Annotated in this window: 17 protein-coding genes and 1 tRNA gene; 5 read left to right on the forward strand and 13 right to left on the reverse strand. The window is 58.5% G+C overall.

The window, feature by feature from the left end; translation table 11 throughout:
• Positions 1-121 precede the first annotated feature (121 nt).
• From N2M06_RS12300 to N2M06_RS12310, 3 genes are all read right to left on the reverse strand, one after another.
• Positions 122-1567, reverse strand: a complete 1446-nt coding sequence (locus N2M06_RS12300) for an NAD-dependent succinate-semialdehyde dehydrogenase (protein WP_346350900.1) — start codon at positions 1565-1567, stop codon at positions 122-124.
• A 130-nt stretch (positions 1568-1697) separates the two neighbouring features.
• Positions 1698-3191, reverse strand: coding sequence for an alanine/glycine:cation symporter family protein (locus tag N2M06_RS12305; RefSeq protein WP_346350901.1), 1494 nt, complete (start codon positions 3189-3191; stop codon positions 1698-1700).
• Positions 3192-3562: 371 nt separating this feature from the next.
• Complete coding sequence (locus N2M06_RS12310; RefSeq protein WP_346350902.1) at positions 3563-4321, reverse strand: M15 family metallopeptidase; 759 nt, start codon at positions 4319-4321, stop codon at positions 3563-3565.
• Between the two features lie 132 nt (positions 4322-4453).
• On the opposite strand from N2M06_RS12310, the gene N2M06_RS12315 reads away from it, so the two are divergent.
• Positions 4454-4633 carry a DUF2892 domain-containing protein gene (locus N2M06_RS12315; RefSeq protein ID WP_346350903.1) on the forward strand — a complete coding sequence of 60 codons (180 nt, stop codon included), beginning with the start codon at positions 4454-4456 and terminating at the stop codon, positions 4631-4633.
• Positions 4634-4684: 51 nt separating this feature from the next.
• Here N2M06_RS12315 and pta read toward each other — a convergent pair whose 3' ends face one another.
• Both pta and N2M06_RS12325 read right to left on the reverse strand, forming a co-directional pair.
• On the reverse strand, positions 4685-6844 hold the full coding sequence (gene pta, locus N2M06_RS12320; RefSeq protein ID WP_346350904.1) for a phosphate acetyltransferase: 2160 nt from the start codon (positions 6842-6844) through the stop codon (positions 4685-4687).
• Positions 6841-8052, reverse strand: a complete 1212-nt coding sequence (locus N2M06_RS12325) for an acetate kinase (protein WP_346350905.1) — start codon at positions 8050-8052, stop codon at positions 6841-6843. Before N2M06_RS12325 ends, pta begins: the two co-directional genes overlap by 4 nt.
• A gap of 275 nt (positions 8053-8327) precedes the next feature.
• Here N2M06_RS12325 and yfbV point away from each other — a divergent pair, with 275 nt between their 5' ends.
• Positions 8328-8768, forward strand: coding sequence for a terminus macrodomain insulation protein YfbV (yfbV, locus tag N2M06_RS12330; RefSeq protein ID WP_346350906.1), 441 nt, complete (start codon positions 8328-8330; stop codon positions 8766-8768).
• 38 nt (positions 8769-8806) lie between these two features.
• Here the strand turns inward: yfbV and frdD are convergent, their stop codons facing one another.
• Genes frdD through frdA form a run of 4 tightly spaced genes read right to left on the reverse strand, consistent with a single transcriptional unit; the run spans position 8807 to position 12098 of the window.
• On the reverse strand, positions 8807-9172 hold the full coding sequence (gene frdD, locus N2M06_RS12335) for a fumarate reductase subunit FrdD (RefSeq protein ID WP_346350907.1): 366 nt from the start codon (positions 9170-9172) through the stop codon (positions 8807-8809).
• The gene (locus N2M06_RS12340; protein ID WP_346350908.1) at positions 9169-9564 is read right to left on the reverse strand and encodes a fumarate reductase subunit C; all 396 of its coding nucleotides are present in this window, start codon (positions 9562-9564) and stop codon (positions 9169-9171) included. Before N2M06_RS12340 ends, frdD begins: the two co-directional genes overlap by 4 nt.
• Before the next feature lie 9 nt (positions 9565-9573).
• Complete coding sequence (locus N2M06_RS12345) at positions 9574-10299, reverse strand: succinate dehydrogenase/fumarate reductase iron-sulfur subunit (protein ID WP_346350909.1); 726 nt, start codon at positions 10297-10299, stop codon at positions 9574-9576.
• Entirely contained in the window at positions 10299-12098 is a 1800-nt protein-coding gene (gene frdA, locus N2M06_RS12350) for a fumarate reductase (quinol) flavoprotein subunit (RefSeq protein ID WP_346350910.1), read from the reverse strand. The genes N2M06_RS12345 and frdA overlap by 1 nt, the downstream gene beginning before the upstream one ends.
• 173 nt (positions 12099-12271) lie before the next feature.
• Between frdA and tpx the strand changes: the two genes are divergently transcribed.
• Positions 12272-12772 carry a thiol peroxidase gene (gene tpx / locus N2M06_RS12355; protein WP_019935887.1) on the forward strand — a complete coding sequence of 167 codons (501 nt, stop codon included), beginning with the start codon at positions 12272-12274 and terminating at the stop codon, positions 12770-12772.
• Positions 12773-12923: 151 nt separating this feature from the next.
• The gene (locus tag N2M06_RS12360) at positions 12924-13829 is read left to right on the forward strand and encodes a TIGR01777 family oxidoreductase (protein ID WP_346350911.1); all 906 of its coding nucleotides are present in this window, start codon (positions 12924-12926) and stop codon (positions 13827-13829) included.
• Between the two features lie 264 nt (positions 13830-14093).
• Here N2M06_RS12360 and N2M06_RS12365 read toward each other — a convergent pair whose 3' ends face one another.
• Entirely contained in the window at positions 14094-16517 is a 2424-nt protein-coding gene (locus N2M06_RS12365) for an FtsX-like permease family protein (RefSeq protein ID WP_346350912.1), read from the reverse strand.
• Positions 16510-17196 (reverse strand): ABC transporter ATP-binding protein, encoded by a 687-nt coding sequence (locus N2M06_RS12370; protein WP_346350913.1) that lies wholly within the window; start codon positions 17194-17196, stop codon positions 16510-16512. The genes N2M06_RS12365 and N2M06_RS12370 overlap by 8 nt, the downstream gene beginning before the upstream one ends.
• Here N2M06_RS12370 and N2M06_RS12375 point away from each other — a divergent pair.
• Complete coding sequence (locus N2M06_RS12375) at positions 17195-17791, forward strand: arylesterase (RefSeq protein ID WP_346350914.1); 597 nt, start codon at positions 17195-17197, stop codon at positions 17789-17791. The two genes, N2M06_RS12370 and N2M06_RS12375, sit on opposite strands and share 2 nt — an antisense overlap.
• 9 nt (positions 17792-17800) lie before the next feature.
• Here N2M06_RS12375 and N2M06_RS12380 read toward each other — a convergent pair whose 3' ends face one another.
• Both N2M06_RS12380 and N2M06_RS12385 read right to left on the reverse strand, forming a co-directional pair.
• Positions 17801-18472 carry a DNA-3-methyladenine glycosylase I gene (locus N2M06_RS12380; RefSeq protein WP_317075773.1) on the reverse strand — a complete coding sequence of 224 codons (672 nt, stop codon included), beginning with the start codon at positions 18470-18472 and terminating at the stop codon, positions 17801-17803.
• 100 nt (positions 18473-18572) lie between these two features.
• Positions 18573-18648, reverse strand: a tRNA-Ala gene (locus tag N2M06_RS12385).
• Positions 18649-18653: the final 5 nt, after the last annotated feature.

Below are 18653 nucleotides of genomic sequence, written 5' to 3' on the forward strand. Positions count from 1 at the left end.
AAATGGTGTAAGATTTGATTCAATCGAATCTAGTTTAACGCAAAATCATGACAATTCCGCACCCGGGCCGGTTGTCTGTATAAAAAACAGCCACCAACCGGCCCGCTTCCCCGTCACAGTGTCAGCTCAAATTACCCAGGTTAACGTATTTGGTCTCAAGAAATTCATCCAGACCTATCTGGCTGCCTTCGCGGCCCAGGCCGGATTCCTTGACGCCGCCAAAGGGGGCTACTTCGTTGGAGATGATGCCCTCGTTTACGCCCACCATGCCCGATTCCAGCGCTTCGGATACGCGGAACACCCGGCCCAGATCCTGCGTGTAGAAGTAGGCCGCCAGCCCAAAGGGCGTGTTGTTGGCGCGTTCAATGACCTCTGCTTCATCGGTAAACTTAAAGCAGGCGGCCACCGGACCAAAGGTTTCTTCCTGAGCCAGCTGCATGTCTTCGCTGGCATCGGCAATCACGGTGGGCTGATAAAAGGTGCCGCCCAGCGCATGTGCCGCGCCACCGCAGACCAGCCGGCCGCCTTTTTCCAGGGCATCGGCCACATGGGCTTTTACCTTGTCGAGCGCATCCTGAGTAATAAGCGGCCCCTGCTGAGCACCTTCTACCCGGCCTTCGGCCACTTTCAGGGCGCTGGCGGCCTCCGCCAGGCGGCTTACAAACTGGTCGTAAATGCTGGCCTGCACATAGAAACGGTTCACGCACACACAGGTCTGGCCGGTGTTACGGAACTTGGACGCCATGGCCCCGGCCACGGCGGCATCGAGATCGGCGTCGTCAAACACAATAAAAGGCGCATTGCCACCCAGCTCCAGTGACAGCTTTTTTACCGTGCCGGCGGCCTGGGCCATGAGCTTTTTGCCTACACCGGTAGAGCCGGTGAACGACAGCTTGCGCACGGCTGGGCTCTTCATCAGGGTTTCCCCTATGGGGCCCGAGTCGCCCGATACTAAATTCAGCACACCGGCAGGCAAGCCGGCCCGCTCGGCCAGCACCGCCAGCGCATTGGCACACAGGGGGGTTACGCTGGAGGCTTTAACCACGGCGGTGCAGCCGGCGGCAATGGCCGGGCCCACCTTGCGGGTGATCATGGCCAGCGGAAAGTTCCAGGGGGTAATGGCGGCCACCACCCCCACCGGCTGCTTAATCACCCAGAGCCGGTTTTCCCGCTTGGGGCTGGGAATGGTGCTGCCGGTGGCACGCTTGGCTTCTTCACCAAACCATTCCAGAAAGCTGGCAGCATAGGCCACTTCACCTTTGGCTTCTGCCAGGGGTTTGCCCTGCTCCAGCACCATCAGCTCGGCTAGCTCATCCTGATGCTCCATTATCAGCTCAAACCAGCGGTGCAGCACGGCGGTGCGCTCTTTGGGCGTGGTGTTGCGCCAGTGACTAAAGGCCTGCTCGGCGGCATCAATGGCGGCTTGTGTTTCATCGCTGCCACAGCGAGACACCTGCGCCAGCACCTTGCCGGTGGCGGGGTTAATCACATCATAGTGTTGCTGAGTGCGCTGCCACTGGCCGTTGCAGTACCAGCCGGTTTGCCACAGTGGGTTGTTCGAGTCCATGTTTGCCTCCTGTGATGGTAATGAATTCGTTATGCCTGAGTCCTGCACCCGAGTATAGGCACCAGTGTGCACAAAATGCTGGTGCCAAAAAAGGCCGGAACTGTGTCCGGCCTTTGGTAGTGGTTTGTGATCAGCGCTCGGGCTGCGGTTTTAACTCAGGAGCATCCGGCGCAGGTGCCGCCTGAGAAAGCTTGCCCTTGTTTACCCAGTGATCGGCGTTTTTAATGCCGAGCTTTTCCGGATCAAAGGTAGGATCCAGCCCCTGTGCCTTTTGCGCTTCATAGTCTTTCAGCGCCAGCAGAGCGGGCTTTTGCAGCAGCAGAATGGCAATAATGTTGAGCCAGGCCATCAGCCCCACGCCAATGTCACCCAGGCCCCAGGCCAGATCGGCGGTTTTTACCGAGCCGTATACCACAGACGCCATCAGCACCAGCTTGAGCACAAACATCAGCCAGGGGCGGTGTACCTTACGGTTGATATAAGCCACGTTGGTTTCGGCAATGTAGTAGTAAGCCAGAATGGTGGTAAAGGCGAAGAAGAACAGCGCCACCGCCACAAAAATGCCACCAAAGCCGGGCATGACCGCCTCTACCGCCGCCTGGGTGTAACCGGGGCCGGCTTCCACGCCGGGCAGCTGCTCTACAATGGCCTCGCCGGCCTTGCCCATGACGTTGTAGGCTCCGGTAATGATGATCATAAAGGCAGTGGCGGAGCACACAAACAGGGTATCTATGTATACCGAGAAGCTTTGCACCAGGCCCTGCTTGGCCGGGTGAGATACTTCCGCCGCCGCGGCGGCGTGAGGGCCAGTGCCCTGACCGGCTTCGTTGGAATAGATGCCGCGTTTCACGCCCCATTCAATGGCCAGGCCCAGAATGGCACCAAAGCCGGCCTTCATGCCAAAGGCGCTGCCCACAATCAAACTAACGACTTCCGGCACCTGGCCAATGTTCAGCACCAGGATCACAAAGGCCACCAGAATGTAGCCCAGTGCCATAAAGGGCACCACTATCTGGGTGAAGTGAGCAATACGCTTTACGCCACCAAAGATGATCAGCCCCAGCAGCACCACCACAATGGCCGCCGAGACGGTAGTGGGAATGCCAAAGGCGTTTTCAATGCCGGAGGCAATGCTGTTGGCCTGCACGCCGGGCAGCAGCATGCCGCAAGCCAGCACGGTGGAGATGGCAAATACCCAGGCATACCATTTAATGCCCAGGCCCTTTTCAATGTAAAAAGCGGGGCCGCCACGATAGAGGCCGTTGTCGTCTTTTTCTTTGTAGATTTGCGCCAGTGCCGACTCGACAAAGGCGGTGCCCGAGCCTAAAAAGGCCACCACCCACATCCAGAACACGGCACCCGGGCCGCCAAAGGTAATGGCAGTGGCCACACCGGCAATGTTGCCCGTGCCTACCCGGCCCGACAACGACAGCGCCAGCGCCTGAAACGAGCTGATGCCCGCCGCCGAGGTGCCGCCCTGAAACATCAGCCGGATCATTTCCTTGATGTGGCGCACCTGCAGAAAGCGGGTGCGAAGAGAGAAATACAGGCCCACGCCCAAACACAAATAGATAAGGGGCAGGCTCCAGATATAGCCATTGATGGTATTGACCAGTTCGCTCATGAACATTTCCTTTTTGGCAGTACATCATCCTGAGTTGTTCGCCGGCTGCGGGCCATTCACTTGGAGCACCCGGCGAGTGCAGGAAAATTACTCCGCAATTGGTTTTATAACAAGTAGGTAACACCATCAATAATTTTAATTGGAGTTAATCCTGCCATTTATAAAGTGATATGACTGAAGCTGAACGGAAAACCGCCGCCCGTTTTGAAACAATGGAATATGTTTTATTTTTTAGAAGGTTAAGCATTTTACACTGTTTATGCTTAACTGAGCGGCCTGGGGTTAGTGTGCGGAAAACGGGCAAAGGAAACATTGGCCCTGCACTCGGGCCAATGTGTGAATTTGTAGCAGAAATCACACTTTAAAACAGACTAGCGGTTGCCGGCATCCACCTGCATGCGCCAGCGTTCGGCCAGGCTGTGCTGCTGCACAGCGCCAAACAGCGCCGCCGGCTGCTGGCTGTACCAGGCCCAGTTTTGGGTGCCGTAGTCGTAGTGCCACCATTCGCTGGGCAGATTGGTAAAGCCGGCGCGGGTCATGCAGCTGTGCAGCAGACGGCGGTTTTCAATCACTTCTGCTTCGGCAGCTCCGGGTTTAACCACTCCCTCAAAGGCGGCGGTATAAGACCAGGGGGTAATGTCATCAAAGGCGGTGCCCATGTTCAGCAGCTGGCCGTTGCCGTCGCACAGGCACACATCCACGGCACCGCCGGTCAGGTGCGGGCTGGGCGCGTTTTCATCCTGACTTGGCACAGACACAAAGTGCCGGGCCCGGGCCAGCAGGTGCTGATCGTCTTCATCGGGAAAGCGCCGCTTGAGCGCATCTGTGAGGGTTTCAAACAAATATTCCTGCACACGAAACGGCCGCCAGCCGTCCAGTACTACCAGTTCGGTGCCTGAGGGCAGCAGCGTGGCGGCCTGTTGCAGCCGGTGTAATACCGAGCGGCGCACATAGCATTCGGTCAGCGCACCGGGCACCCCCAGGTGAAAATAGGCCGGATACACCCGCAGCGGCGGCGGCACCAACCCCAGTGGTACCAGCGGATCACCATTATCTACAACAGGAATGGCCTGCACCTGTTGCCAGTCTGGCTCGGGCAGGCTTTGCAGCGGCTGGGATAAAAAGTTCATCAATCATGACTCTCGGTACGGGGTAAAGGTCCAGCCTCGCCAATCGTGCAGTAATTTGCAAGGCGTGCCGGCTTGCAGGGCGAATGAAAATGCGCCATTATTAATTAGAAAATGCTAATTAAAGGAGCTGTGATGGAAAAGAACGTGGGCAGTATCGATAAGGTCATTCGTATTGTGGTGGGCCTGGCCCTGATAGCCACGGTGTTTGTGGGGCCACAGACGCCCTGGGGCTGGATTGGCGTGATTCCGCTGATCACCGCTTTTGTGAACTTTTGCCCGCTGTATAAAATACTGGGTATCAAGAGCAAGTAAATGGCTCACCTGCATCAATAAAAATCCCGGCCTTGCGCCGGGATTTTTGTATCAGCCGTTGCTGTGCTGCCCGGCCTGAATGGCAGTCAGCGCTATGGTATAGACAATGTCGTCTACCAGAGCACCGCGGGACAGATCGTTTACTGGTTTGCGCATGCCCTGCAGCATGGGGCCAATGGACACCAGCTGAGCTGACCGCTGCACCGCCTTGTAGGTGGTGTTGCCGGTATTCAGATCCGGGAAAATAAACACGGTGGCCTTGCCCGCTACCGGTGAATCGGGCGCTTTGGACTTGGCCACATTTTCCATAATGGCGGCGTCATACTGCAGCGGGCCGTCAATCACCAGATCCGGGCGCTTATCCTGAGCCAGACGCGTGGCTTCCCGCACTTTTTCCACATCGGCACCCGTGCCTGAGCTACCTGTGGAGTAGGAGATCATGGCCACCCTGGGCTCTATGCCAAAGGCACGGGCCGACTCTGCCGACTGAATGGCAATCTCTGCCAGCTGCTCGGCGGTAGGATCCGGATTGATGGCACAGTCGCCATATACCAGCACCTGATCCGGCAGCAGCATAAAGAATACAGACGACACCAGCGAGCAGCCCGGCGCGGTTTTAATAATTTGCAGCGGCGGTCGTATGGTGTTGGCCGTGGTATTAACAGCACCGGACACCAGACCGTCCACTTCATCGCGTTCCAGCATCATGGTGCCCAGCACCACGTTGTCCTGCAACTGCTCACGGGCCACAATTTCGGTAATGCCCTTGCTCTTGCGCAGCTCGACCAGCCGTTCTACATAGTTTTCCCGTACTTCTTCCGGATCAACAATGTCGACCTTTTCATCCAGCACCACGCCCTGCTGAGCGGCAATGCGCAGCACTTCTTCCGGGTTGCCCAGCAGCACAGGGCGGGCAATGCCGCGCTCGGCACAGATGGCCGCGGCCTTGATGGTGCGCGGCTCTTCGCCTTCCGGCAGCACAATGCGCTTGGCGGCGCGGCGGGCCAGCTCGGTAAGCTGATAGCGGAACGCCGGCGGGCTGAGCCGGCGGCTGCGGGCCGACTTGGCCGACAACGACTCTATCCAGTGCTTGTCGATATGGCCGGCCACATAGTCCTGCACCGCTTCAATGCGGCCGGCGTCGTCTACCGGAATTTCCAGGTTGAAATGCTGTAGGCTGACGGCGGTTTGCCATGTGTTGGTGTTCACCATCAGAATGGGCAGGCCGGTTTCAATGGCACGCTGGCACAGCGCCATGATCTGAGGCTCGGGGTGATAGCTGCCGGTCAGCAGCAGCGCGCCGATTTTAACGCCGTTCATGGCCGCCAGACACACAGACACAATTACATCGGAGCGGTCACCCGAGGCCACCAGCAGGCTGCCCGGTTTAAAGTGATGCACCATGTTGTGCAGCGCGCGGGCGCAGAAGGTCACACTTTGCAGGCGGCGGGTATTAAGCGCGCCTTCGTTAATAATGGTGGCATTGAGGTGACGGGCCAGATCCACCGCACGGGGAGCCACCAGCTGAGTATTCCAGGGAATGCAGCCCAGAATGCGCAGGGGCGTTTTGCCAAACACCTGCAGCACTTCCAGGTTGGCAGTAACATGATCGCCCTTGTAGTTGGGGTTGAACATTTCGGTCAGATCGGGCCGGGTGTTGCCCTGCTCGTCAACCGGTGCCCCTACCTTGTTGATGATGCAACCCACAATACGCTTGTTGAGCACACCACCAAAGTTGGCGCAGGCCAGCTCCAGCCGCTCTTTTAAATATTGGCTGCTGTCGCTGCCGGGCTGGGCAATAAACACCATGTCGGCGTCCAGCGCCTTGGCGATATCGTAGTTAATGCGGGTAGCAAAGGGCTGTTTGTCGGTAGGAATAAGCCCTTCTACCACCACCACTTCGGCAGCGCTTTCGGTCACGTGCTTTTCAAAGCGGGCCACAATTTCTTCCAGTAATACATCCAGATTGCCCGCCGAGATCATGCTTTCGGCATAGCTGAGGGCAAAGGGCTCGGGCGGCGTCAGGTTGGTGCCATTGGCCACCACAGCAGTGGAATGATCCTGTATTTTGCGGCGGTTTCGAGGCTGGGAGACCGGTTTGAAAAAGCTGACGTTAACGCCGTTGCGCTCCATGGCGCGCACCATCCCCAGGCTTACCGAGGTGGCACCCACACCACTGCTGACAGGCACCAGCATGATGGTTCTGGTCATTGGTTTTCCTCTTGTTGTGACAGGGCAAGTGCGTCTTTGGCAATCACCCATTCTTCATTGGTGGGCAGCACCCACACCGGCAGGCTGTTACTGGTGCTGATGCGCCCCGCCCGGCCCAGGCAGGCATCGCGGTTGGCGTCGGCATCTACTTCCACACCCAGCAGTGCCAGTTTGGACAGGGTCAGCGCGCGCACCGTGGCGGCGTTTTCGCCAATGCCACCGGTAAACACAATGGCATCCAGCCGGCCATCAAGGGCACAGGTGTAGCCGGCAATGTATTTGGCCAGGCGATAGGCAAAGATATCCAGCGCCCGTTTGGCGGCCGGCAACTGATGATAGTTTTCTACCGCAAAGCGACAGTCACTGCTGATTTCGGTTAACCCCAGCAGGCCAGATTCTTTGGTCAGCAGGGTATTAATGCTTTCCACGCTGTAGCCCAGGGCATCGTGCAGATGAAAAATAATGGCCGGGTCGATATCGCCGCTGCGAGTGCCCATCGCCAGGCCTTCCAGCGGCGTCAGGCCCATGGAGGTATCTACCGATTCACCATTTTTCACCGCACACACGGAAGCACCGTTACCCAGGTGGCAGCTGATAATATTCAGCTCGTTAACCGGTTTATTCAGTACTTTGGCGGTTTCCTGGGTAATAAAGTAGTGGCTGGTACCATGCATGCCGTAGCGGCGAATGCCATGCTCGCGATAAAGCCGGTGCGGAATGGCATAGAGGTAAGCCTGCTCGGGCATGGTCTGATGAAAGGCAGTGTCAAATACCGCTACCTGAGGCAGGTTGGGGAAAGACGCCATCGCCGAGTGAATCCCCACCAGATGCGCCGGGTTGTGCAGCGGAGCCAGACTGGCACAGTCTTCAATGCCTTTGATGACCTCGTCGGTGATCAGCGCCGAGCGGGTGAAGCGCTCGCCGCCGTGCACCACTCTGTGGCCCACCGCCACCAGCCCCTGCAGCAGCCCCGGGTTGGGGTTGAGCAGCTGGTTTACAATAAAGTCCAGCGCCTGCTGGTGTGCAGCACCGGCACCCAGCCCGGCTTCGCCTTTTTCACCGTTCAGTTTCCACTTGATGCGGGCATCAGGCAGATAGAAGCATTCGGCCAGTCCCGACAGCTGCTCATTGCCGCTGGCGGCATCCAGAATGGCAAACTTAAGAGAAGAGCTGCCACAGTTAAGCACCAGGACCAGATCGTTACTCATTGGAAATCCTTTCTTTCGGAGTTGCGAAAACATCTTGCCCGTTATAAAAACCGGGCAATAAAAATCACTTTCACTCTATCCTTGAGAAAAGGGCTTTACCAACGGGCGGTCGGGCCGTGTGTCTTCCGTTACAGGGCAGGCATTGTAGCCGGCAGCCATGATGGAAAATATTAACCTTTTGTCTGTGGTAAAATAACTGACAGTTGCCGCTGTTTTTTTGACCTAGTCGTTGTTTTGCAACTTAGCTACACTGAATCGTTGTTGCCGGAGGACTTATGAGTCCCTTTACTCGCACTCTGCATCGTGGTCAGGAGTATTCGACTATCTGGCCCCAGGAACGCAGGCTGGCCGCCATGTTCCCGGAAAGCCGGATTATTGCTGCTACCCGCTTTGGTATTAAAACCATGCCGGCGCTTATCACTCTCAGCCTGATGCTGCAGTTTCAGTTTGGTGCCCCCCACTACTGGCCAAGCGTGGTCGCTTCGGCGTTGTTCCTGGCCAGCCTGCCCATGCAGGGTTATTACTGGCTGGGCAAGCGGGCCGATACCCGGTTACCGCCGTCACTCAGAGAATGGTATCTGCAGATCCATGAGAAAATAACTGCTGCCGGCGGCCGCATCAGTGAGCCAGTGTCCCGCCCCCGCTACTTTGAGCTGGGCGAGACCCTGAACACTGCTTTTAAGCAGCTGGATAAGTCGTTTATTCGCGAGTTGTGACTTCTTGCCGTCATTCCGGCCTTCGAGCCGGAATCTTTCTACAACACCAGCAATCCCAGAGTGACCACCGACACCAGCGCCGCAAAGCCGTAGCACACCACCTTGCCGGCCAGGCCGGCGTTTACACCCAGGTCGTGAATGCCATGGTGAATGCGGTGCATGGCATGCCACAGCGGCAAAATAATGGAGCCGGCAATCACTGCCTTGCCCAGCCAGCCGGCCGCCACTCCCTGCATGCGTTCATAGCTGAGCGTGCTGGCGTCTATTATCCCAAGCGGTACCAGAATACCCACCAGCAGCACAGTAACGGGGGTGAGCATGGCAAACCAGCTGCCGCCGGCACCGAACAGGCTCCACCAGATGGGCTCTTCCGAGCGTTTGGGGTTTGAATTGATGGGTTTCATATCACCTCCAGCAACCACAACAGCGCAAACAGACTGATGCCCGCCGTGATGGCCCACTGCACCAGCGCCACCCTGATCACCGGCAGCGGCTTGCCCGCCAGTTTTACCGGCATGACTCTGGGCATCATCAGAAAAAAGGTAGCGGCGTGAAACAAGCTGGCCGCCAGCGCCAGAGCATTCAGCGCCAGCACCAGCGGACTGGCCATAAAGCCCAGCCAGCTTTCCCAGGCTGCAGCGCCCTGCCCCAGCGACCATAATCCCGCCAGCAAACACAGGCAGAAAAAGGTTAAGGGCAATACCGTGGCTTCCCGCAGCATATACAGCCGGTAAGGGGCCTTTTGCCGCCACCAGCCTGCCGGCATGGGTCTGTGATAGGGTTTGCGTGCACTCATAACTGCTCCTTATTCCCGCCTTAAGGCCGCCAGCAGATAGCTGATGCCGGAGTCGATTTTGCCCTGGTTTACTGCCGCCGCCGGGTCTACCTCTTTGGGGCACACTTCCGAGCAGTACCCCACAAAGGTGCAACCCCAGACGCCGTCTTCACCGTTCAGCAGCGCCATGCGCTCTTTCTTGCCGTTATCCCGGCTATCCAGGTTATAACGGCGGGCCAGCGCGATGGCGGCCGGCCCCACAAAGCCCGGACGCAGTCCCACCTGCGGGCAGGCGGCATAACAGAGGCCGCAGTTAATGCACTGAGACAGCGCATGATAGGCGCTCATCTCGGCCGGGGTCTGCACATTAGGGCCGTCTTCCACCTGACGATCGTTGCCGATAATGTAGGGCTTGACCGCTTCCAGCCGCTCCACAAAGGGCGCCATATCCACCACCAGATCCCGCTCTATGGGGTAGTGCTCCAGCGGCGCTATGGTCAGCTCGTCAAAGTCGCGCAAAAAGGTTTTGCAGCCGAGCGTTGGCACGCCGTTGATCATAAAGCCACAGGAGCCGCAGATGGCCATGCGGCAGGACCAGCGATAACTGAGGCTGGCATCGAGCTCGTCCTTGATATAGTTGAGCGCATCCAGCACCGAGGTAGTGTCGTCCCAGGGCACTTGAAACGGCTCAAAATGCGGCGCCTCGTCCTGCTCGGGCCGGTAACGCAATATGTTCAGGGTTTTCAGTTGGCTCACTATGTTTTCTCCTGCTCGGCAGCGGCACCGTATACCCGTTTGGCCGGTGATGAAGTGGTGATCCTGACCGGGCTGTAATCAATACGCGGCGCGGCACCGGCCTGATAAAAAGCCTGAGTATGCTTGAGGAATTGCTCGTCATTGCGCTCTCGGCAAGGGTCATCCAGCCGCTGATGCGCCCCGCGCGACTCTGTGCGCGCCAGCGCGCTGTGGGCCATGGCCTCGGCCACATCCAGGCAAAAGCCCAGTTCTACCGCCGAGACCAGCTCGGTGTTAAACACCCGGCTGCTGTCGGTCAGGTTAAGGTACTGATAGCGGGCTTTCAGCTCGCCGACTTTGTTCACCGCTGCCTGCATGCCGGTGGCGTCCCGGTAAATGCCACAGCCGTCTTCCATTACCCGGCCCAGCTCGTTGCGAATGTCTGCCAGCCGCTCTGTGCCGCGCTGGCCTCTGAGCTTGTCCAGCCCAGCCACCACGGCACGGGCCTGCTCTTGTATGGCTGCGTCATTGCCGCCGCTGTTTTCGGCCGCCAGCCGGGCCGCCCCTTCGCCGGCTTCACGGCCAAATACCAGCAGCTCTGCCAGCGAGTTGGAGCCCAGCCGGTTGGCACCATGAATGCCGCTGGACGCGCATTCGCCGGCGGCAAACAGGCCATAGATTGCAGAATGACTATGTTTATCGACCTCTATGCCGCCCATGGTGTAGTGAGCCGTGGGCCGAATGGGAATGGGCTCATGCACCGGATCCACATTCACATAAGCCTTGGCCAGCTCACGAATAAAGGGCAGTCGCTCTTTGATTTTTTGCTCACCGAGATGGCGCAGATCGAGGTGTACCACCTCGCCCAGCGCATGGGTAATGGTGTTACCCTGTTGCAGCTCGTGCCAGAACGCCTGAGAGACTTTGTCTCGCGGACCCAGCTCCATGTGCTTGTTTTTGGGCTCACCCAGGGGGGTTTCCGGCCCCAGACCATAGTCCTGCAAATAGCGGTAGCCGTGGCGATTGAGCAGCACACCGCCCTCGCCCCGGCAGCCTTCGGTCATTAATATGCCGGAGCCGGGCAGGCCGGTGGGATGGTATTGCACAAACTCCATGTCCCGCAGCGCGGCCCCATGACGATACGCCATGGCCATGCCGTCGCCGGTGACAATGCCGCCATTGGTGTTGTAGCGAAACACGCGGGCACCGCCGCCGGTGGCCATCACCACCGCATTGGCACGAATCAGCACCGGCTCCCCTTCGGCCAGGTGCAGCGCCACCAGCCCGCGCACCCGGCCTGCTTCTACCAGCAGGTCAAGCACAAAGAACTCGTCAAAGCGCTGAATTTGCGAGTATTTGATCGAGGTCTGAAACAGGGTGTGCAGCATATGAAAGCCGGTTTTATCGGCGGCAAACCAGGTGCGCTCTACCTTCATGCCGCCAAAACGGCGCACATTAACGCTGCCGTCGGGTTTGCGGCTCCAGGGGCAGCCCCAGTGCTCCATGCGCGTCATTTCTTCCGGGCAGCGTTCCACAAAGAACGTCACCACGTCCTGCTCGCACAGCCAGTCGCCGCCCGAGACGGTGTCGTCAAAATGCTGTTGCAGGCTGTCGTCGTCACGCACCACGGCGGCAGCGCCGCCTTCCGCCGCCACTGTGTGCGAACGCATGGGATAGACCTTGGACAACAGCCCGATGTTAAGGGCCGGGTTGGCTTCGGCGGCGGCAATGGCCGCCCGCAGCCCGGCCCCGCCGGCCCCGATAATGGCCACATCCAGATGAAGAGTACGCACCGTATTTCCCTGAAATGAAAGAGTCATTTGACCACTCTACTAACAAAGGATGACAAAAGCGTTGACGAGGGTCATAACCCTACATAAACAGGGGCGTTATCAGGTGGATAAAAAGCTGTTTCAGCACAGGAAAACTGCTACCTTAGTCACTCATACTGATAACTAATCACCAACAACCCGCAATCATCAGGAGAGTCTCAATGTCTTCCGTAACTTTTCAGGGTAATTCCGTTGCCGTTTCCGGCCAGCTGCCCACCGTTGGCCAGGCGGCCCCCGACTTCACCCTGACCGGTGCCGATTTGAGCGATATCAAGCTGGGTGACTTCAAAGGCAAAAAAGTGCTGCTGAACATCTTCCCCAGCATCGACACCGGTGTGTGCGCCACCAGCGTGCGCACCTTTAACGAAAAGGCCGCCGGCCTGAACAACACTCAGGTGCTGTGTGTGTCCATGGATCTGCCTTTTGCCGCCAGCCGCTTCTGTGCTGCCGAAGGTCTGGAAAACGTACAGGTGGCTTCAGCCTTCCGTCACACTGATTTTCTGGCCGACTATGGCGTGGCCCTGAGCGACGGTGCCCTGCGTGGTCTGTCTGCCCGTGCCGTGGTATGTATTGACGAAGACGGCAAGGTCACTCACGTTGAGCGTGTGCCCGAACTGACCAACGAGCCCGACTATGACGGCGCTCTGGCCGCACTGAAGTGATCCTGACGGATCCCTGTGCGTCTTTGATTTTTTTATAAAGATCAAAGAACTATCCTTATCAGGCAAGATAATCTACAGACTTACTCACAGATAATGTGGATAACCTTGTCTTTGCGGGGCCTGCCGGCCCCGCCTTTTGAAGGAGCCTGTGATGAAGATACTGCTTACCGGAGGAACCGGCTTTGTAGGCAGCCGCCTGATGAGCCACCTGCGTCCGCACCATCAGGTGTCGGTGCTGAGCCGTTCACCCAATAAGGTGTATCAACGTTTGGGGCACGATATTGAAGCCCTCTCTTCTCTTGATGATTTGCCCGATCTCGACCGCTTTGATGCGGTTATTAACCTGGCCGGGGAGCCCATTGCCGACAAGCGCTGGAGTCCGGCGCAGAAAGAGCGCATTTGCCAAAGCCGCTGGCAAATTACCGAGCAGCTGGTAGAAAAACTACGCGCCGGCAGCAATCCGCCCGGAGTGCTGATCAGCGGTTCGGCAGTGGGCTTTTACGGCCGCCAGGGCGACACCCTGGTGGACGAAGACACTCACCCTCATCCCGAGTTCAGCCATGACGTCTGTGCCAGATGGGAAGAGCTGGCCAGACGGGCAGACACCGAGCAGACCCGGGTCTGTTGTATTCGTCTGGGCGTGGTGCTGGGGGCCGAAGGCGGAGCTCTGGTAAAAATGCTGCCCAGCTACCGTTTTGGCCTGGGCGGCCCCATTGGCTCGGGCAAGCAATATATGTCGTGGATCCACATTGAAGACGTGGTGAATCTGATTTTGTTTTTACTGGAACACGAGGAATGCAGCGGGGCCTTTAATGCCACCGCCCCCGAGCCGGTAACCAATGCTCAGTTCAGCAAAAGTCTGGCGGCAAACCTGAGCAAGCCCCATTTTGCCCGTATTCCCGCCTGGGCCATGAAGCTGCTGTTTGGTGAAATGGCGGATCTGCTGCTGACCGGCCAGCGGGTCATGCCGGTGCGGCTGCAACAGGCCGGCTTTCATTTCCGCTACCCCACCCTCGACAAGGCGCTGAAAGAAACCCTGAGCGCACCAAGGCGGTAGGTTAAAACCAACGCCATTCCGGCCCAAATTACTCGTCATTCCGGCCACACCCCCTCGTCATTCCGGCCACACCCCCTCGTCATTCCGGCCACACCCCCCTCGTCATTCCGGCCTCCGAGCCGGAATCTTTCTGCAGATAAATGTGTTTCTGACTTAGACTCCGGGACCGTCATGCTGAACTTGGTTCAGTACCGGAGTGACAATGTTTTGATTTAAACTTCCAGCTTCAAGCATCCAGCTTCCGACTTACAGCTCCCCGCAGGGTCACCCCCATTGCCGCAGCCGGTTCATCAGGGTGCCGCTGAGCAGGCCGCCGGCGCGGCCGGTGATCAGCAAAAGCACGGCTCCCAGCCCCGGCAGCGCCAGCCATAAGCGCGGATGAGGCTGCCAGGGCAGATCAAGCCACCAGGGCAGCAGCACAGCCACACATAGCTCTACCGCCAGCGCCGCCGCCAGCCCGGCCACCAGACCCGCCCCCAGCCACTCCCAGCGTAATGAGGCACGAATCACCCGGTTGCTGGCCCCCAGCGTGCGCAGCAATACCAGCTCGCGGCGGCGGCTTTCCAGGGTAGCTTCCACCTGCGCCAGCAGCACCAGCAGGCTGGCACCGGTCACCAGCGCCATGATGACCAGCAGCGCCTGACTCACCTGCGCCAGTATGGTGCGCAGCTGCTGCAGCAGAGCTTCCACATCAAACACTGTCATGGTGGGAAAGGCACGGATCAGCTCTACTTCCACCGCTTTCTGGCGCTCAGGCAGATAAAAACTCGCCATCCAGGCGGCGGGATAATCCGCCAGTACGTCGGGGCTGAGCACCAGATAGAAGTTGGGTTTCATGCTGTCCCAGTCTACTTCGCGAATATTGCGTACTTCAGCAGACACCTGCTGGCCGGCCAGATCCAGGCTGAGGGTATCTCCCAGCGTCAGCCCCAGCCGCTCGGCCAGGTCGCTTTCTACCGAAACACCACCTTCAGCCTGTGACCACTGTCCGCTGATAATGCGGTTACCTTCGGGTATTTGGTCACTCCAGGTCAGGTTCAGCTCCCGGCCCAGACCACCGCCGCGCTCGCTGTTAATTTCAGCCACCGGCACACCGTTCACCTGCACCAGCCGCCCGCGTACGATGGGATAAAAGCGAGATGAGTCCAGGCCGTTATCGTTCAGGATCTGACGTACCGGATCCAGCTGATAATCGGCAATATTAATTAAAAAACGGTTATGAGTGTCGGCGGGCAGGCGGGCCAGAAAGCCCTCGGTCAGCTCGCCGCGCACTACCCATAACAGGCTGGCCAGAAACAGCGCCATCGCCACACCACCAAACTGCAGCAGCGTGGCCAGCCGGGCACGATTAAGCCGGCTTAATGCCAGCCGGAACGCCACGCTGCCTTTGGGCAGGCGCGCCAGTGCCAGCAAGCCCCGGCACAATCCGCCCAGCAACAGCGCCAGCGCCAGCAGCCCAAGCAATAAACCGGCGGCCAGGCCCAGACTGCCGGCAAACAGCCAGCTTAATGCCACTGTGCCTGCCAGCAGAATACCACCGCTGAGCCAGGGTGAAATATATGCCTCGGCCTCGTTGCGCAGCACTCTGAGCGGCGGCACTTTTAACAGCCGCAGCATGGGCACCACAGAAAGCATAACCGTGGTGAGCAACGCCAGGCCGCCGGCCACCAGGAAGGGCGTGAGCGAAGGCGGTGGCAAGGGCACCGCCAGAGCATCCCCCAGCGCCAGCAAAATCAGCTGGTGCACGCCATAGCCCACCGCAGCACCAAGTGTTGCCCCCAGCAACATCAGCCCGCTCAGCAGCCGCGCCAGCCAGCGCAGCAATGACTGCCGCCCTGCTCCCAGGGTTTTCAGCAGGGCAATGCGGTCCTGCTCACGGCGGGAGAAGTAACCCAGCGCAATGGCCATGGCCAGAATGCCCAGCAGCACACCAATCAGTGAGGCCAGCCGAAAAAACTGCTCAGCCCGGGTAATGGAGCGGGCCACGGGGGTGTCGGCATTGTCGGGGCCGCGCCAGTTCTGCCCTTGCTGCAATTGTGGTTCCAGCCAGTCAGCGTATTCATTGAGGATGTTGTCTTCCCCCTTGAACAGATAACGGTAACGGCTGCGGCTGCCTTCCATAAAAATGCCGGTGGCGGCCACGTCATCCAGATGCATCAGGGCTCTGGGTGCCAGCAAAAACGGTGAAAAGCCCTGATCCGGCTCGCTCACCAGCTCACCGGCCACGGTCAGCTCAAGATTGCCCAGCTCCACCCTGTCTCCCGGGCTGACCTGCAACAACGCCAGCAGCCGGGCCGACAGCCAGATATTGCCAGGCCTCACCTTGCCCGCTGGTGCCAGCACCAGATCGCCATAAAACGGAAAGGCGTTATCCACGGCGCGAATGCTGGCCAGCTGCAATTGCTCATTGGCAAACAGCACACTGTTGAACGATTGCCCCTGTGACACCTGCAGGCCGCGTTCTTCGGCTTCGCTCAGCCACTCAGACTCGGCGGCCCGGCTGCCCGCCAGCACTCTGTCGGCGGCAATGTAATCCCGTCCTGATACCTGCAGGGCACCGTTAAGCCGGTCGGCCACCAAAGTGACGCTGAGAATACTGGCTACACACAGGGCCAGCGCCAGCACAAACAGCCGCAGCGGGCCGCTGGCTATTTCCCGTTTGATCAGTCCCCATCCCAGACTAGCCATGCTGCTCCTCCAGCTGACCCGCGGTCATCAGCAAACGGCGCTCACAGCGGCTGGCCAGAGATTCGTCGTGCGTGACCATCACTAGGGTGGTGCCATGCTGACGGTTAAGCTCAAACAACAGCTCGATAATGCGGGCACCGGTTTGCTGATCCAGGTTACCCGTCGGTTCGTCGGCCAACAGAATATCGGGCTGTGTCATAAAGGCCCGGGCAATGGCCACCCTCTGCTGCTCGCCACCTGACAGCTGAGCCGGAAAATGCCGCACCCGGTTACCCAGACCCACCTGCTCCAGCAACGCCATGGCCCGCTTGCGGTTACCACTGTCGCCCTTCAGCTCCGCCGGCAGCATGACGTTTTCCAGGGCAGTTAAAGTGGGCAGCAGCAAAAACGACTGAAACACAAAGCCGATGTGTCTGGCCCTGAGCGCCGCCCGCTGCTCTTCATCAAGCTGGTGCAGGGGCTGGCCGGCAATATGCACTTCTCCCCGGCTGGCGCTGTCCAGCCCCGCCAGCAGCCCCAGCAGCGTAGACTTGCCCGAGCCTGAGGCCCCCACCAGTGCCAGACGCTGGCCGGCCTTGACTTCCAGATTCACACCTTTAAGGATGGTTATATGCTCGTCGCCCAGGCTGACCCTGTGCTCGAGATCCACCACACGAATAATGGGAGATAAGGTTGTCATGCTGCGAATCCTTGTGCTGTTGATTTTTTGGGGGTCGCCGGCAGTGCTGGCCGACACCCTGCTTATTCTGGGCGACAGCCTGAGTGCCGGCTACCGCATGCGGGCTGATCAGGCCTGGCCTCATTTGCTGGCTGAAAAGTGGCAGCAACAGGGCCGGAACGTGACCGTGGTTAATGCCAGCGTCAGCGGCGAAACCACTCAAGGGGGGCTGCAGCGGTTGCCACCTCTGCTGCAGCGCCATCAGCCCAGCCTGGTCTTGCTGGAGCTGGGTGGCAATGATGGCCTGCGCGGCCTGCCCCCGGATTTGATTGAACGCAATCTTGCGCAGCTGATCACGCTGGCCAACAACGCCGGTGCCCGGGTGGTGCTGACCGATATTCAGCTGCCACCCAATTATGGCCGCCGTTATCTGCAGCAGTTTGAAAGCCTGTTCAGCCGCCTGGCTACGCAGCAGCAAGTGCCTCTGCTGCCGTTTTTTGTGGCACCGCTGATTGGCCAAAACGGCATGATGATGGATGACGGTATTCATCCCACTGCCGAGGCACAGCCATTGATTGCCGAGCAAGTAGACGAGTTTCTTGCGCCTTATCTTTAACCCTTGTCGTTAACCGATGGAAAAGGCGATGGTCTTGCTGATTTCGCCTAAATTCAGGCCGCTTTGCTCGCGCCAGGTGTTAAAAGCGGCCTGAGCCTGATTCATGCCTTTTTTGGAGCTTAACGCCGCATCTACCACACCGTGATGCTGCAGATAAGCGCTGACATCACCGGTAAATACAAAAGTCTCTGCTCCCAGCCGGCGCAAGGCATAAGGGGCGATATTGCCGCCCAGCAGTTTGCTGTGCTTGCGAATGTGCTGCCACAGCCCTACCACATCGTCTTTGGGCCAGGCGGCCACAAAAGCGCCAAAGCCGCCGTGATCCCGGCCCAGATCCAGTATCATTTGAGCATTGACCGGCACAGCGGCAATCTTCTTCGCATGGCGCACTATGCTGGCGTCGTTATTGAGCCGCTCCAGGTGATGTTCATCCAACAGCAGCATTTTATGAGGGTCAAACCCAAAGAAGGCCCGCTCAAAGTCCGGCCATTTGTCTCTGATCACTTTCCACACAAAGCCCGACTGAAACAGGCTCATGGTAAAGGAAGACAGCCAGCGATCATCGGGAATGGCGGCTAGTTCATCGGGGCTGAAGGCGGGAGTGGCGATCAGCCGGCGCAGCATGGTTTCGCCGCCATGACGGGCGCAGGCTCGCTCAAAAATAGAATTGAAGTGCTCCATAAAAACAGTCTCGTACGAGTTTGTTTTATTGTGCGCAGTTGAATAGAAAAAGGCCAGAACGAAAAAAGCCGCAGTATGGTAACTGCGGCTTTTTAAAATTTGGTGGAGCTACGCGGGATCGAACCGCGGACCTCTTGCATGCCATGCAAGCGCTCTCCCAGCTGAGCTATAGCCCCGAATT

The organism is Oceanimonas sp. AH20CE76 (genome assembly GCF_039654065.1).
Taxonomy (GTDB): Bacteria; Pseudomonadota; Gammaproteobacteria; order Enterobacterales; family Aeromonadaceae; genus Oceanimonas; species Oceanimonas smirnovii.